The following is a 14,990-nucleotide window of genomic DNA, read 5'->3' as shown; positions in this document are numbered from 1 at the left end:
TTAATAAATATTACTTCCCAGACTTCATCTTTTCCATCAACGCCTTATAGGGCGACTCGAGGAAAAACCCGTTCCCGCACACGGGGCACACAACTAGAACGGGGCGGCTCCTCTCTTCTGGGACGGTCTTCGAGTCCGCTACGTACAGGACCGACTCATAAACGAAGTAGAAGTCACTCGGTTTACCTCTGAACCCACAGAACGGGCATTCTAACTCCATTGCTACAACCGATCAGAGGTTGGCTGGGAACCCTATTAAATTTTGATGTTAGAAACGCTCCTTATCGAATTAGTTTCAGAAACCAAAAAGTTTATAAATCGAACCCCTAGATATAGTAATCTCAGGTGGGAAAGTGCCCGGAATGATACCTCTGATTGGCGAAAAGCTCCCTGAAATGACTGTTATGACAACACACGGCCCGAAGAAACTGCCAGACGACTACCTAGGGAAGTACCTCGTCTTGTTCAGCCACCCCGCGGACTTCACACCTGTATGTACAACCGAGTTCATAGGCTTCGCGGTTAGGTACGAGGACTTCAAGAAGCTGAACGCCGAACTCCTTGGGCTCAGTGTTGACAGCACCTTCTCCCACATCAAGTGGGTCGAGTGGATTAAGGAGAAGTTCAAAATCGAGATACCATTCCCAATAATCGCGGACCCGACAGGCGAGGTCGCCAGGAAGCTGGGCATGCTACACGCCCAGTCCGCTACGCACACTGTGAGGGCAGTCATCATCGTGGACGACAAGGGTATTGTCAGGGCAGTCCTCTACTACCCGCAGGAGACTGGTAGAAACCTCGACGAGATACTAAGGCTCATCAAGGCTCTCCAGGTCAACGACAAGTACAACAGGGCTCTGCCAGCCAACTGGCCTAACAACGCCCTGATCGGAGACGCTGTTATAGTGCCGCCCGCTGCCACAATACAGGAGGCTGCTGAGAGGCTCCAGAAGTACAAGTGCTTCGACTGGTGGTTCTGCATCGAGGAAGGCAAGGTACCCGCGGAAGAAGTCAACCAGGTCAGGTCGTGGCTTGAAAGAGCGGCGAAGCCCTGGAAGCTACAAGTCCCTGAGAAGTAGCCCAACCCTTTTTTCTACATACACCTCCGCACATCTCCTAACCTGATAGGATTTTCTGGTTGCAATTATATAGAACATTCACATTTTTATTTAAGCTTATATACAACTCCCACCTCTATTACTCTCCTACAAGGTGAGCAACTGGTTGAAGTCGACTCCAGCGAGTTTGGCCTTCCTACTGATAGGACTCGTATTGGGGTTCCCGCTAGGATACGTAGCCAGCACTATAATCTCCCCCCAGTCGACCAGCGCCCCGCAAACGGGGCAGGTTAGGGAGTACCGTATAGGCGTTACCCTGCCGTTATCAGGGGAACTGTCGTCTATCGGCAAGATATGGGAGAAAGTCGTCTACCTCGCCTTTGACGACCTCAATGAAGAGGTCAAGACCTACGGTTTCAACGTTAACTTCAAGCCCGTAATACTGGACGACGGTACGCAGGACGACAAGGCCCTCGCCAACGTGCAGAGCTTTGCCCAGATGGGTATAAAGGTCGTCATAGGCCCGGCCGCCAGCTCACAGGTCAAGGCTGTCAAGTCGTTCGCGGACGCCAACCACATCGTCATCATATCCCCTTCATCGACGGCGCCTACCCTCGCGATACCGAACGACTTCATATTCAGAACCGTGGGTAGCGACGCAAAGCAAGCTAAGGCCCTCGCTACTCTAGCGTACACGCAGGGCGCCCGTACAGTGGTCGTCTTCCACCGTAACGACGAGTACGGCAACGCCTTCGCCGAATTCTTCACGAGGTACTTCTCCCAGTTCAACAACACGAAGGTCTACGACCTGCCGTACCAGACAGGCCTAAGCGACTACACCTCCGAGGTCAACGCTCTCGCCTCCAAGGTGCAGTCCACAGGCGCGGACTCCGTGGTCTTGATCGCATTTGACACAGACGCCGCGAACATCCTAGCCCATGCCGCCGGCAACAGTGTTCTTTCCAGTGTTAGGTGGTTCTTGTCCGAGGGGCCACACGGGGCCCAGGAACTCCTCTCCCCGACTATAGGGCAGTTCGCGCAGAAGGTCAGGCTACTCGGCACAAGGCCCCTCTTCGTCCACAACCCGCTCTACGACGAGTTTGCTAAAAAGCTGAAGGAGAAGTACGGTGTGGAGCCCACCGTCTTCTGCGACACGCTCTACGACGCAATACAGCTCGCTGGCTGGGCTATCCTCAGAGCCGGCAAGTACGACGGCGACGCGATAAGGGCTTCCCTCGTCGAGGTGGCTAAGCACTACTACGGCCCGAGCGGTTGGACCATGTTCGACGAAAACGGTGACAAGGCCTTCCAGGACTACGGCGTGTGGGCGATCGTCAAGACGGACCAAGGATACCAGTTCATGGACGTCGGCGTGGTCCAGGGCGACTCTGTGATCTTCACCACGACGCCGTACAGGTGACGAGCCTTGCTGATAGCCCAAGACCTAGTCGGTTTTTTCCAATTCTCTCTTCTATACCTCACCGTGTCCATACCCCTCGTCCTCGCTTACCGAGTTACCAAAGTGATCAATTTCACCGTCGCAAACTACATAACCTACGGGGCCTACACGGCGGTTCTACTGGACTACTACATGAGGAGCAGTTTCGGGCACAACTCGCTCTTGCTAACAGTACTCCTCTCGTTTATGCTTACGGGCTCGATCGCCGTCTTGTCGAATTTAGCCGTGTTCAAGCCTCTCACCGAGATGAGAGTGAAGGGGGACGTCCTCATGATCGCCTCCATGGGGCTGTGGATCGTCCTTAAGTACGTTCTCTACATCGTGTCCGATATCGCGAGCTCCGCTTGCAGGACGAACCTAGTCTCGTACTCCCAGATCCACTACGATGACATCTCCCTGTTGACGGCGAGAACCGGGCTCGTAGGCGTACAACAGAGCCTTGTAGTCTTCCCACTACTCGCACTAACGTCCATGGCAATCCTATACCTGGTCTTAAACGCGACTAGAGTAGGCAGGGCTGTGCTCGCGGTTGCGGACAACAGCTTGTTAGCGTCGCTCTCGGGTATCGCGGTCGGAAGAGTTGTCAACCTCACCTGGTTTCTCACAGCCGGGCTCATATCACTGGCAGGTGTCATGTGGACTACGTACAGTGGGGCAATAACGCCCGAGGTAGGAGACTCGCTCATACTACAGGTTTTCACTATCGCTTTCATAGGTGGTCTCGCATCACTAACGCGGACAGCCGCTGGCGCACTGCTGATAAGCGGAGTGGAGAACTTTGGCACAGACCTTTTGAGCACGTACTTGGGCCTGCCGACGAGCATTAAGCCCATGCTAACGTTTATCGTGTTACTCGCGACTCTAATCGCGAGCCCCCCACTCGGGGTCGCGGGTGGAGTGCCGTACAGGTTTACGAGGGGTGTTAGACGTTGATCGATGTGGTAGGGTTCCTGACCACCCTAACCACATATATCGGCATCTACTTGGTTCTTTCACTGACTCTCACTCTCGAGGTGTCAAGCGGGATCACGAACTTCGGCAAGGTGGCGTTCTACGGCCTAGGAGCCTACACGGGCGCACTCATAGGAACCTACTTGCCCCTAGTAATTAGTGGCAGCAGAGCGTCTCCTTTCGACGTGAACGGGATACAGCTCTTGTACACGATATCGAAGAGCAACCCCGTACTCGACCTGTCCGTTTTCTTGTTGTCCCTCGCCGCCGGATTCGCTGTCTCAGCTCTTTTTGGCCTGCTGTTGACGTACCCTATTCACAGGGTCGGAAGCGCTTTAGTCGGGTTCACACTCTTGAGCACGAGCGAAGTGTTGAGGCTCTTCTACCTGAACACGGAGCCGCTAGGCGAGAGCAAGGGGTTCATGGGTATACCAAACCCCTTCGCGTGGCTTCCACAAGCCAGAGTGGCCGAGGCGTTGTACCTCACTGTAGTGTGGTGCTTCGTAGGCCTCACGTACTTCACTGTGAGCAGGATAATGAACTCGCCCCTCGGCAGGATTCTGAAGGGGATACGCGACGACGAGCTTGTCGCCCTGTACGCGGGCTGGTCTACACCACTGGTCAAGTCCAAGGTACTGGCCCTTACGTCCGGCTTAACGGGTGTAGCGGGAGTCCTCTGGGCCTACTACTTCACGAGTATAAACCCGAACATGTTCACCCCCTCGCTCACATTCAACATATGGGCAATGGTGATCCTCGGCGGCATAGACAGCATTGTGGGCGGTGTGCTGGGCACCGTTCTACTCGCCTCCGTGGACTACGCTACGAGGTTCGTCATACCCTTCATTGGCACGACGCTTGTGACCCCCGACTACCTCCGCTGGATCATTGTAGGGTTGGTAATGCTCGTCGTCTTACTGAAGAAGCCGGAGGGTCTCGCACCTAGACGAGGGGGCGTGTCAACGCCGCGGGGAGGGTAGATGAGCATGGGTGCTAAACTTATTGTCGAGAAGGTCACCAAGAGGTTTGGCGGAGTCGTGGCGTTAAATAGAGTCTCGATAAACGTGCCCTCCTCACTCATAGTGGGATTAATAGGTCCAAACGGGTCGGGTAAGACGACGCTGTTCAACGTGGTTACGGGCTACTACACGCCCGATGAGGGGCAGGTGCTGATCGAGGGCTCCAGTAGAGTAGTCGACATCACTGGGTGGAACCCTGACAGAATCTCGAGGCTAGGTGTCGCGAGAACCTTCCAGATACCGCGGCTCATACCCTCGCTAACCGTACTAGAGAACATGTTACTGTTCTACGACTACGGCTCGTGCGCATCGATCACCTGCAGCCTCCGCAGGAAGTGGGTCGACGTCGAGGAGGCAGCTATAGCGAGAGCAATGAGCATCCTGAGAGAGTTCGGCCTCGAGAGCATAGCACGCAAAAGACCGGCCGAGCTATCCGCAGGACACCTTAAACTGGTAGAGACGTTGAGGGGTCTCATGTCCGACGCGAAGCTGTTCATGCTCGACGAGCCTTTCGCAGGAGTGGAGAGCTGGATGGCGCGCAAGTTGACCGAGACCATAAGGAAGATTAACAGGGAGAAGGGCTCGACGTTCGTGATCATAGAGCACAGGATAACCGAGCTACTGGAGGGTGTTGACTACGTCTATGTGCTTCACAACGGTAGCCTACTCGCTGAGGGGAAACCCGGCGAGGTGGTTTCGGACGAGAGAGTGATAAAGGCGTACTTGGGGAAGTGAGGATGCTGGAGGTCGTGGGTCTAGTCGCCGGTTACGGGAAGCTGAAAGTCTTAGACAGCGTGTCCTTGAGGGTTGGGGATAGAGAGGTAGTCTCTGTAGTGGGTCCGAACGGGGCTGGCAAGACAACGCTACTAAACTCGATCATGGGGTTGGCCGAGGTCTACAGTGGGAAGGTCTACTTCGACGGCGCCGACATAACCGGGTTAAAGACGGAGAAGAGAGTAGCGCTCGGTTTGAGCTACTCTCCGCAGACCAACAACGTCTTCCCCAACCTTAGCGTCCTGGAAAACCTGCTACTCGGGGCCTACACGAGGCGCCACGACAGGTTGAGAGACGACGTCGAGGAGGTCTTCAGGCTCTTCCCCGAGCTAGCCGGTAGGGCGAAGAGCAAGGCGAAGAACTTGAGCGGGGGGGAACGGCAAATGTTAGCGATCGCGAGAGCCCTTATGTCCAAGCCGAGACTACTCCTACTAGACGAGCCGACTACGGGCCTGTCTCCCAAGGCCAGTAAAAGCCTACTCAATAAGCTCCTAGAGATCAAGAGTATGGGGGTGTCGATCCTCCTGGTCGAGCAAAACGTCGACTATGCGATGAGCGTAGCAGATAGGGTCTACCACCTCGTTGAGGGGAAGATAGTTGGGGAGTACCTCCCAGGGTCTCCCGAGGCGAGGACGCTTATAGAGACCTTCTTGACGGGGCGTAGGGTATCGTAGGGCACCCAAGACACGATACCCCAGCTCAACGGGTAAAACTTAATTAGTGAGACCCTGAATCATTCCCCACAGTACTCAGCGAGGTGAATAGTATCGAGCTTCTACGAGATAAAGACACCCAGGCTCGTACTGAAGATATCGGTAGAGGACCTGGATAAACTCCACATACACGAGGAGATAATACCCAGCATACTTGAGTGGCTTGTAGAAAAAATAAGGAGCGACAAGGTGTTTAAAGACCCCATCCTAGTCGACGAGAAAACGCTGGTTGTGCTAGACGGGATGCACAGGGTGGCTGCGGCTAAGGAGATAGGCTTCAAGTACATACCCGTCTGCCTCGTGGACTACGACAACGAGTCGATAGAACTGCACGCTTGGGGCAGGGTCTTCGTAGGCGGCGACTGGAGACAGCTTGTAGACGCCATCAAAAGCATCGGGTTCCACGTCGGGGAACTGCGTAGCATGGAGGAGGGTCAACGGCTCCTAAGCGAGAGGAAGGCTGTTGGCGTGCTCGTCACGCCCTCAGACATCTATGTAGTGTCCTCTGGAGAAAACGACATCAAGAGGATTTACGACCAAGTCAAGGAGGTCGAGTCCGCACTAGAGGGCAGGGGCTTCAAGATCAGTTACATGACTGAAAAAGACTCGATAGACGCGGTGAAATCCGGTAAAGCTACCGCCTCGCTGATACCCCCCGTGATAACAAAAGACGAGGTGAGGAGAGTCGCCTTGAGGGGTGAAGTCTTCACGCACAAGGCTACGAGACACGTCATACCAGCGAGGCCCATGAACATCAACGTCCCCCTCGAGTGGTTAACGGGCGAAATGCCGAAAGACGAGGTCAACAGGCGGGTGAAGGGGCTTTTGTCTAGTAAAAGGATAATGAGGTTGCCGCCGGGCACTGTACTAGACAGGAGATACGAGGAGGAACTATACGTTTTTGAGTGAAAAAGTTTTTGTCCACTCTATATGCTACCTACACACCTTCTTCAGACCCTACTTCCTCACTAGAATGTGCACAGGCTCGCCCAGCATCAGGAGAGCTATCTCACGAAGGGCCTCTCCCACCGTTAAGTGCGGGTAGGGGAGTTGAGAGACGTCCTCGAACATCATCTTCCCGATCACGACGGGGATAAAGGCCGAAATGACCTCCGAGGCGTTCGGCGCGACTATGTGGACCCCGTAGACCTTCGAAGAGTCCTCGCTGACCAGTATTTTTATGAACGAGTATGACCCGTCCTTTATTTTCACAGCCGAGAGGAAGTTCAATGGTACCTTGTACCTGACGTACTTTATACCCAGCTTAGTGAGCTCTTTCTCCGTGTAACCCACGTAGGCTACTTCTAGGCCTGTGAAAATCGTCAACGGGACCAGCCTGTAGTCGATGTTGTGGGCCTCCATCCCCGTGATGTTCTTCGACGCGATCATGCTCTCCACCATCGCCTTGTGAGCGAGCAGGGGGCCGCCGACTACGTCTCCAGCAGCGTAGATACTGGGGACGCTGGTCTCCAGCCTAGGCGAGACCTTGATGAAACCAGCGTTGTCGAGCTCGACCCCTACGTTCTCCAAGTTAACTCCGGACGTCTTAGGCACACGCCCTACGGCAACAAGCACTTCATCCACCGCTATCTCCTTCCCGTCACTCAGTTTCAGGCGAACACCGCTCTCTCCCCTCTCCACCCCAGCGACCTCGACACCCTCTAGTACGTTGACTCCACGACGCCTCAAGTGGCCTTTAACTGCCTGTGCTACATCACTGTCGAGGAACGACAGGATCTGGTTAGACCTCTCCACAACAGTTACCTCTACGCCGAGATTGACGAAGGCATTGGCGACCTCGACTCCGATCACACCCCCACCCACAATAGCCAGAGAACCGGGGCGCTCCCTCATCTGGAAGATCTCTCTGTTACTTACAATGAGCTTCCCGTCGAACTCGAGACCCGGCAAGGGCCTTGGGTCTGTACCGAGGGCGAGAAGGACCTTCTCCGTCTCTATCTCGACGTTCTCGCCGTTCTTGACCCTCACTCGTTTGTTTTCCTTGATGACCCCCTTCCCGTTGTAGACTTTAACACCATAAGACTCGAACAGGTACTCTATGCCTTGCCGAGCGGCCTCGACCATGGAGTTGGACCACTCTACTATTGACTCCCAAGACAGCTCCGCACTTCCCCCGACCTTTTTCACCGTTCTAGCGGCTTCAGCAATGTGGTAGAAGGCCTTGCTGGGTACGCATCCGTAGTTTGTACACTCGCCCCCGAGGTAGTGCTCCTCGACGACTGCGACCTTGAGGCCCCTCCTGGCCAGCATAATCGCCGCCGGGTAGCCTGCTACACCGCTCCCCACAACTACAACGTCGTGCTTCACGATAGCTCACCTCTCTGCTTTCTCACGTAAACCCTCCACGTAGGTGCTAGCGTCCTGGGGTGGTCCCCCTTCACGTAGTCGATGATCTTGACGCTGGTATTAATAGGCCACTTCTTCGCCTCGTCGGGGTTCTCGTAGGCCACCCTACTGATCTCCTTCAGCCTCTCAGCATACCTCTCTATGTTCTCTATAGTCTCGCTCTCGGTGAACTCCACCTGTAGCGCCTCTTTCACTATTAGGGGGAAATAGACCGTGGGCGCGTAAAAGCCGGCGTCGAGCAACCCCTTCGCAACGTCCATAGCAGTAACACCAGTCTCCTCTGCGAGAGGCCTCGCGCTCAACACGACCTCGTTCTTCCTGAACCTGCCTTTACCGTATGGTATCTCGAAGCCTCTCACTCCTTCGATGAGCTTGATAAAGTAGTTTGTGGCCAGGACGGCATGCTCGGACACTCTCCTTAGCCCCTGCGGCCCTAGAGATGCTATGTATACATAAGCCCACACCAGCGGTACGACGTTGCCGAAGAAGGACTTTATCAGGCCGACACTATGAGGACCAGGGTGCTTCAGCCTGTATATGCCCTTTTCCTCGTCGTAAACCACTAGGTAACCTGGTAAGAGGTCGCTTAGTCTGATGTTCCTGGTCTCGTCTACCACTCTGTCCTTTACGCAGACCGGCCCTGCCCCGGGGCCACCCCCACCGTGGGGGGAGCTAAACGTCTTGTGTAGGTTTAGGTGGGCGATGTCGAAGCCCATGTCACCGGGCCTAGCGTACCCTAAGATGCCGTTCAGGTTGGCACCATCGTAGTAGAGTAGAGCGTCGTACTCGTGCACCAGCTTCACTATGTCCCCTATCCTCTCCTCGAACAATCCGAGGGTACTCGGGTTGGTGATCATCAGCCCAGCTGTCCTCTTCCCGACGACCGCCCTGAGGGCCTCCATGTCGATATTTCCGTCTTCACCCGTTGGGACGGTGACGGTGACGAAACCAGCCATTGAGGCGCTGGCCGGGTTAGTCCCGTGAGCACTATCTGGAACTATGATCTCCCTCTTCAAGTCGGCCCTCCCTTTCACCTCGTGATACCTCCGGATCGTCAGTACGCCCGCCAGCTCCCCGTGCGCGCCCGCCGCGGGGTGGAGAGTGCAGACGTCCATGCCCGTGATGTTGGCAAGCCACTTCTGTAGCTCGAAGAGTATCTCCAGTAGTCCCTGCACTGTCCTCTCGTCTTGGAGCGGGTGGAGGTTCGCGATCCTCTCGTCGAATGCGATCTCCCAGGCTATCCTCGGGTTGTACTTCATGGTGCAGGATCCTAGTGGTACCGGCCCGTTGTCGACCCCGTAGGACATCTGAGAGAGCCGTGTATAGTGCCTGACCACCTCGACCTCGGGGAGACCGGGTATGCTAGGAGGGGTTTCTCGGAGGACGCCCTTTGGTATTTTAATCTCGCCCACGGCCCTAGACGTGCTGTCGCTGTAGGAGTCTAGGCTGAGCCCCGTGAAGCCCTTGTCAGGGTTCTCTAGAATTATTGGCTCGTTCCACTTGGCCTGCCTGAACATCTCACGGCACCCCCCTTTCCCCTCTTAGGATTTCACTCAGTGTGCCCGCTAGGAGGTCGATGTCGTCCTTTGAGTGCACTTCCGTGAAGGCGAACAAGGCCGTCTCGCCTAGTTCGGGGTAGTAGTCCCCGACGTACAGCCCGCCGTGTATTCTCCTCGCCAGCAACCCCTCGTGGACTTCCCTGTACCTCAAGCCGACCCCGTTGAAGGAAACAGGGAACTCGTTGAAGAAGTCTGACTCGAAGACCTTGGTGTCTAGGCCGGCCTCGGACAGCTTCATCTGAGCGTAGTGGGCGTTGTAGTAGTTGATCTCGGAGAGCCTCCTCAAGCCGGTACCTCCCAGGAGCGACATATACACCGCGGCGGCGATCGCCATTAGAGCCTCGTTTGTGCATATATTGCTGGTCGCCTTCTCGCGCCTGATGTGCTGCTCCCTTGTCTGGAGGACCATCGAGAACGCCCTCTCGCTCCCGTCCCTCGTGGTTGTGAGGCCTATTAGCCTGCCGGGCATCTGCCTGATCAGCTTCATGTCGTACCTGACAGCGAATATCCCCAGGTGGGGTCCTCCATAGTTCATTCCGAGACCCAGGGACTGGCCTTCGCCCACCGCGATATCGGCTCCGAGCTCGCCCGGTGGCTTGAGCAAGCCGAGGGATACCGGGTATACCCCGGCGACTGTCAATGCCCCTCTCTCGTGTGCTAGCTCGAACACCTCCTTCACACCGCTCTCGATCACCCCGAAGAAGTTCGGGTATTGGACGTAGACGCCGGCCGTCTCGCTGTCTAATTTGCTTTTGACGTCCTCTAAGTCGACTTCACCGGTTACCCTGTCGTACCCTACTTCCACGAGCCTAATACCGTGGGGCCTGGTGTATGCTTCTACCACTCTCTTGTGGAACGGGTTCGTGTTCTTCGGTATGAGGAACTTACTCCTCCCTTTATTGACTCTAGCGACCATTAGAACGGCTTCGGCCAGTGCCGAGCCCCAGTCGTACATCGACGCGTTCACTACGTCCATTTCTAGAAGCTCGGCCATGAGGCTCTGGTACTCGAAGATAGCCTGCATAAGCCCCTGCGATATCTCGGCTTGGTAGGGTGTGTAAGCTGTTAGGAACTCGCCCCTCGATATTGTGTACTTCACTACGGGTGGTACGTAGTGAGGGTAGACGCCCCCGCCCATGAACGGGGGTGTTCTCAGAACCGTGTTCTTACTAAGCTTTTCGTCCATTAACCTCTTTAGCTCAACCTCGGACAAGGGCCTGCCGAACCCTATGTCCAGTCTCAACCAGTCTTCGAACTTCAACCTGTACGTCTCCGGTATGTCGCTGAACAGCTCCTCTACGCTCTTGACGCCGATCGTCTTCAGCATTTTTTCTACGTCTTTGCCGTTGAGTGTGGATATCCACGGCTGCGAATGTCCTGGGGTCATTCCGTTCATCCGTGATAATGAATGTCGCGTGAGTTTATATTTACTTAGAGGAATCATATCTGTACAGTTGATAAGACGGAGATCGAGACTATGCCTAAAATCCAGCTTCTAGACTTCTACATAGAAAAACTAGGCGCCGAGCCGGGCACGTTCGGCGAGTGGGAGGTGCCTTACAGGTTCAGCGGCGCCATAGAAGAACACCTCGAAGTGAGAAGGAGGGCGGCTTTCTTCGACGTCTCCCACATGGGGAGGCTTCTAGTGAGGGGCGGCGACGCCTTCGAGTTCTTGCAGTACGTCTACACGAAGGACTTAGGCAAGGTCAAAACAGGGTTCATGAGCGGCCCCACCCTGTCCTTGAACCAGTTTGCGAGAGTGAAGGACGACGAGATGCTATACAAGCTGAGCGACGAGGAGTGGCTGATAGTCACGAACGCCCTAGCCACGGAGAAGATGAAGAGCTTCTTCGCGTCCGTCAAGACTGAAAAAGGCTCCAAAGTCGAGATCTCGGACTTGACGAGCGAGTACTCCATGCTAGCGCTACAGGGTCCAGAGAGCGTTAGGGTCATGGAGGCTCTCGGCGCGGGCTGGGCCTCAGGGCTCAGGCCACTCGAGTTCAGGCAGAACGAGGTAATCGGCAACGCCAGCGTCTACCTCGTGAGTAGGAGTGGTTGGACTGGAGAGGACGGTTTCGAGATATGGGCTAGACCGACCGAGGCGGTTAAGCTGGTCGAGCAACTCGTGAAGCTGGGGGTTAAGCCGGCGGGCCTCATAGCAAGGGACACTCTCAGGATCGAGGCTGGTTTCGTGTTGGGAGGGAACGAGTACGGCGAAGACCCCTCGAGGTTCCCCTGCGCTGTCGGGCTACGGTACGGGATGGGCGCCGTATCTTGGAGTAAACGAGGGTTCTTCGGAGAAGAGGCTCTCAGGGCTTGTCGCAAGGAGGGGCCTAGGTGGGTGAGGTACGGCCTGAAGTTCTCGAAAGAAGCCGGGAGAATCGTGCCCAGGAACGGAGACGCCGTCTACGTCGAGGACGTCAGGGTTGGATGGGTCACTAGCGGGATGTACTCGCCTATCCTAGAGAGGCCTATAGCGCAAGCCTACATAGACACCAGGTACGCCATACTGGGAGAAGAGGTTGAAGTAGAAGTCAGAGGCAAGAGGCACGAGGCCAAGATAGTCGACTTCCCATTCATCGTCAAGAAGTAAGGGGGTTAAACCGCTTTTTTCACCATATACTGACCGTAGTCTACTAGCACTCTGTAGTAGCCCCTGAGCTTGCTGTCAACCTCCTCGTCTCCAGTGTAGACCCTTAAGTAGTCCAGCTCGCGGATCTTGGACAGAGTCGCGACCACGATGATATTCTCCCTTGGTATAAGCCTCAGTATGTTCGGCGAGATCTGCTGGTTACCCCTACCGAATATAAAGCCCTGTCTCCCAATCGGTGTGACGACAACGTACGTCTTCGTACCTCTACCGACTATGTCCAGCAGAGGCCTCTCCCAAGTATCCTTCAATACAACTCTCTTGTTGAGTACCACGTCTACTCCCAATTGCGTGAGGTCGTCCTGTAAGAACTCCCCTATAGCCTTCACCGTACTACCAGGGCCCAGTATGTAGTAAGCGCCGTCCTCCATTGTCTCGTACAGGTACCTAGCTATCGCTCTCTTGTTCTCTTCGTCGTCGGGAGCTACCACAGTGCCTTTGCTAGGCTGGAGTAGGCCCTCAACCCTCACAGTCTTGACGTACCCGTAAACTCTTAGGCTTAGTTTATCCGACCGGAACAACTCCTCGTCTACGTCCACGACCTCCGCCTCGACGACAGACCCGCTACCACGCAAGTAGGCCTCGAGAATCCCGGCTGCGTCACGTGGTGTGTACGCGAAAGCCCCGCTGTAGACTTTAACCCCGCTGGGCACGCCCAAGACTGGCACCGAGGCTCCGACTACGCTGTAAACGTCCTTTAGAGTGCCGTCGCCCCCCACGAAGACGATAATGTCGACTCCCGCACGAAGCATTTCAGTGGCTGACGCAATAGTGTCCTCCCTGGTCGTAGAAACTTTTCTCTCCCCAACGACTTTTTCCACGAGCTCGCTAAGACCCGCCTCGGCTATCTCCTCCTCGCCCATTAGGCCCGCTGCCGTCACTATTCTAAACTCCCTCGAACGCATGCTCCGGAGGAACTCGAGCGCACGCCTAGGGGCGATCAGCTGGTATCCCAGCGAGAGAGCCCTTGCTACGGCCTTCTCGTCGGTCCCCTTGCTACCTATAACGCCCCCAAGCCCTGCATACGGGTTGACTATGAAGCCGACTCTCATTACTACCACTGGCTCTCTGTTATCCTTATATACGTGTATAAACAATAAGAAGGTGAAGGGGTCTAATGCTAGAGGACCTACTATCAAAGTACCCCGATCTAAAGCACGTATACGACCTTACGACCACCCATACCAGGTACAGGAAGAGGGAGACGATCAACCTAATAGCGAGCGAGAACGTGATGTCGCCGCTCGCGATGCTACTGTACTTGAACGACATGATGCACAGGTACGCCGAAGGCAAGCCGTTCAAGAGGTTCTACCAGGGGCTGAAGTACGTCGACGAACTGGAGGTGAAGGCCTCAGAACTCATGGGCCAACTGCTCAACACCAAGTTCGTTGACTTAAGACCGGTCAGCGGTACTACAGCCAACGCTGCTGCTTTCAGGACCTTCACCAAGCCCGGGGACAAGGCTGTAGTGGCGCCAGTCCAAGCAGGGGCGCACGTTAGCCACACACGCTACGGCACACTAGGCGCTCTCGGGATAGAGCAGATAGACATGCCGTTCTCTCTCGAGGAGTGGAATATAGATGTGGACAAGGCGGTTAAACTGATCGAAGAAGTCAAGCCCAAGATCGTCACGCTCGGGGGCTCACTCTACATATTCCCCCACCCCACTAGACCGATCGCTGAGGCCGCGCACAGCGTTGGTGCCAAGGTGATACACGACGTCGCACACGTACTAGGCCTCATCGTGGGGGGAGTCTGGCCCAACCCCCTCACCGAGGGAGCCGACGTCATAACGTCCTCGACGCACAAGACGTTTCCGGGACCACAAGGAGGCCTGTTCGCAACGAGACTAGAGGAGGACTACAAGGAGATAGGTAAAGTCATATTCCCCATGTTCGTCTCCAACCACCACTTACACAGACTAGCCGCCACCGCGATCACGGCCCTCGAGATGAGAGAGTTCGGGAGGGACTACGCAAGCCAGGTTGTGAAGAACGCCAAGGCCCTCGCTCAGGCTCTAGCGAGTAGGGGGATCAAGGTCGTGATGGAGGAGAAGGGCTACACCGAGAGCCACCAGGTAGTCTTAGACGTCTCGAGGCACGGCAGGGGTACAAAGGTGGCAACAGCCCTCGAAGAAGCGAACATAATAGTCAACAAGAACATGTTGCCGTGGGACAGGCCGGAGGACGTGAAAGACCCCTCGGGTATCAGGATAGGCGTGCAGGAGGTCACGAGGTGGGGGATGAGAGAGGGGGAGATGGACGAGATAGCCGAGCTCATCAAGCAGGTAGTCGTGGACAAGAGGGACCCAGCGGAGGTCAGGCGAAAAGTAATCGAGTTCAGGAAGGAGTTCCTCGAGGTCCAGTACTGCTTCAAGATCTCGAGAGAGGACGAGGTAAAGTTATTGTCTCTCCTACTGCATCCATAACACCGGGTA

At 55.4% G+C, this 14,990-nt stretch carries 14 protein-coding genes; 9 read left to right on the top strand and 5 right to left on the bottom strand.

The genetic code is table 11. From position 1 onward, the window contains the following. Window positions 1–10: 10 nt before the first annotated feature. Window positions 11–220, bottom strand: coding sequence for a hypothetical protein (locus TCELL_RS04245; RefSeq protein WP_014737488.1), 210 nt, complete (start codon window positions 218–220; stop codon window positions 11–13). A gap of 133 nt (window positions 221–353) precedes the next feature. Here TCELL_RS04245 and TCELL_RS04240 point away from each other — a divergent pair, with 133 nt between their 5' ends. The 7 genes from TCELL_RS04240 to TCELL_RS04210 all read left to right on the top strand — a co-directional run bounded on the left by TCELL_RS04240 (window position 354) and on the right by TCELL_RS04210 (window position 6,883). Continuing rightward, window positions 354–1,079, top strand: a complete 726-nt coding sequence (locus tag TCELL_RS04240) for a peroxiredoxin (RefSeq protein WP_048163099.1) — start codon at window positions 354–356, stop codon at window positions 1,077–1,079. A gap of 133 nt (window positions 1,080–1,212) precedes the next feature. Then, window positions 1,213–2,478, top strand: coding sequence for an ABC transporter substrate-binding protein (locus TCELL_RS04235; RefSeq protein WP_014737486.1), 1,266 nt, complete (start codon window positions 1,213–1,215; stop codon window positions 2,476–2,478). 6 nt (window positions 2,479–2,484) lie between these two features. Then, window positions 2,485–3,450 (top strand): branched-chain amino acid ABC transporter permease, encoded by a 966-nt coding sequence (locus TCELL_RS04230; RefSeq protein WP_014737485.1) that lies wholly within the window; start codon window positions 2,485–2,487, stop codon window positions 3,448–3,450. A 5-nt stretch (window positions 3,451–3,455) separates the two neighbouring features. Beyond that, a complete protein-coding gene (locus tag TCELL_RS04225; RefSeq protein WP_014737484.1) occupies window positions 3,456–4,448 on the top strand; it encodes a branched-chain amino acid ABC transporter permease in 993 nt (330 codons plus the stop codon). Continuing rightward, entirely contained in the window at window positions 4,449–5,222 is a 774-nt protein-coding gene (locus TCELL_RS04220; RefSeq protein ID WP_014737483.1) for an ABC transporter ATP-binding protein, read from the top strand. A gap of 2 nt (window positions 5,223–5,224) precedes the next feature. Beyond that, on the top strand, window positions 5,225–5,935 hold the full coding sequence (locus tag TCELL_RS04215; RefSeq protein WP_048163096.1) for an ABC transporter ATP-binding protein: 711 nt from the start codon (window positions 5,225–5,227) through the stop codon (window positions 5,933–5,935). Between the two features lie 228 nt (window positions 5,936–6,163). Further along, window positions 6,164–6,883: a ParB N-terminal domain-containing protein gene (locus tag TCELL_RS04210; protein ID WP_014737481.1), complete on the top strand. Its 720-nt coding sequence runs from the start codon at window positions 6,164–6,166 to the stop codon at window positions 6,881–6,883. Window positions 6,884–6,931: 48 nt separating this feature from the next. Here the strand turns inward: TCELL_RS04210 and lpdA are convergent, their stop codons facing one another. Genes lpdA through gcvPA form a run of 3 tightly spaced genes read right to left on the bottom strand, consistent with a single transcriptional unit; the run spans window position 6,932 to window position 11,287 of the window. Next, a complete protein-coding gene (gene lpdA, locus TCELL_RS04205) occupies window positions 6,932–8,302 on the bottom strand; it encodes a dihydrolipoyl dehydrogenase (RefSeq protein ID WP_014737480.1) in 1,371 nt (456 codons plus the stop codon). Beyond that, complete coding sequence (gene gcvPB, locus TCELL_RS04200) at window positions 8,299–9,858, bottom strand: aminomethyl-transferring glycine dehydrogenase subunit GcvPB (protein WP_014737479.1); 1,560 nt, start codon at window positions 9,856–9,858, stop codon at window positions 8,299–8,301. The genes lpdA and gcvPB overlap by 4 nt, the downstream gene beginning before the upstream one ends. Before the next feature lies 1 nt (window position 9,859). After that, window positions 9,860–11,287, bottom strand: a complete 1,428-nt coding sequence (gene gcvPA / locus TCELL_RS04195; protein ID WP_048163093.1) for an aminomethyl-transferring glycine dehydrogenase subunit GcvPA — start codon at window positions 11,285–11,287, stop codon at window positions 9,860–9,862. A 90-nt stretch (window positions 11,288–11,377) separates the two neighbouring features. Between gcvPA and gcvT the strand changes: the two genes are divergently transcribed. Then, complete coding sequence (gene gcvT, locus TCELL_RS04190) at window positions 11,378–12,493, top strand: glycine cleavage system aminomethyltransferase GcvT (RefSeq protein ID WP_014737477.1); 1,116 nt, start codon at window positions 11,378–11,380, stop codon at window positions 12,491–12,493. A gap of 5 nt (window positions 12,494–12,498) precedes the next feature. On the opposite strand, the gene TCELL_RS04185 is transcribed toward gcvT, so the two are convergent. Then, window positions 12,499–13,602: an ATP-NAD kinase family protein gene (locus TCELL_RS04185; RefSeq protein WP_048163696.1), complete on the bottom strand. Its 1,104-nt coding sequence runs from the start codon at window positions 13,600–13,602 to the stop codon at window positions 12,499–12,501. A 65-nt stretch (window positions 13,603–13,667) separates the two neighbouring features. Here TCELL_RS04185 and glyA point away from each other — a divergent pair, with 65 nt between their 5' ends. Then, on the top strand, window positions 13,668–14,981 hold the full coding sequence (glyA, locus tag TCELL_RS04180) for a serine hydroxymethyltransferase (RefSeq protein WP_014737475.1): 1,314 nt from the start codon (window positions 13,668–13,670) through the stop codon (window positions 14,979–14,981). Window positions 14,982–14,990: the final 9 nt, after the last annotated feature.

Source organism: Thermogladius calderae 1633 (genome assembly GCF_000264495.1).
Taxonomy (GTDB): Archaea; Thermoproteota; Thermoprotei_A; order Sulfolobales; family Desulfurococcaceae; genus Thermogladius; species Thermogladius calderae.
The sequence above is the reverse complement of the archived record's forward strand: the minus strand, read 5'-3'. Positions and strand labels throughout refer to the sequence as shown.

Bases quoted from the DNA above. Each gene is read 5' to 3' on its own strand.
- TCELL_RS04185 (WP_048163696.1), bottom strand. From the start codon at position 13,602: ATGAGAGTCGGCTTCATAGTCAACCCGTATGCAGGGCTTGGGGGCGTT.
- TCELL_RS04220 (WP_014737483.1), top strand. From the start codon at position 4,449: ATGAGCATGGGTGCTAAACTTATTGTCGAGAAGGTCACCAAGAGGTTT.
- gcvPB (WP_014737479.1), bottom strand. From the start codon at position 9,858: ATGTTCAGGCAGGCCAAGTGGAACGAGCCAATAATTCTAGAGAACCCT.
- TCELL_RS04215 (WP_048163096.1), top strand. From the start codon at position 5,225: ATGCTGGAGGTCGTGGGTCTAGTCGCCGGTTACGGGAAGCTGAAAGTC.
- TCELL_RS04245 (WP_014737488.1), bottom strand. From the start codon at position 220: ATGGAGTTAGAATGCCCGTTCTGTGGGTTCAGAGGTAAACCGAGTGAC.
- gcvPA (WP_048163093.1), bottom strand. From the start codon at position 11,287: ATGACCCCAGGACATTCGCAGCCGTGGATATCCACACTCAACGGCAAA.
- glyA (WP_014737475.1), top strand. From the start codon at position 13,668: ATGCTAGAGGACCTACTATCAAAGTACCCCGATCTAAAGCACGTATAC.
- gcvT (WP_014737477.1), top strand. From the start codon at position 11,378: ATGCCTAAAATCCAGCTTCTAGACTTCTACATAGAAAAACTAGGCGCC.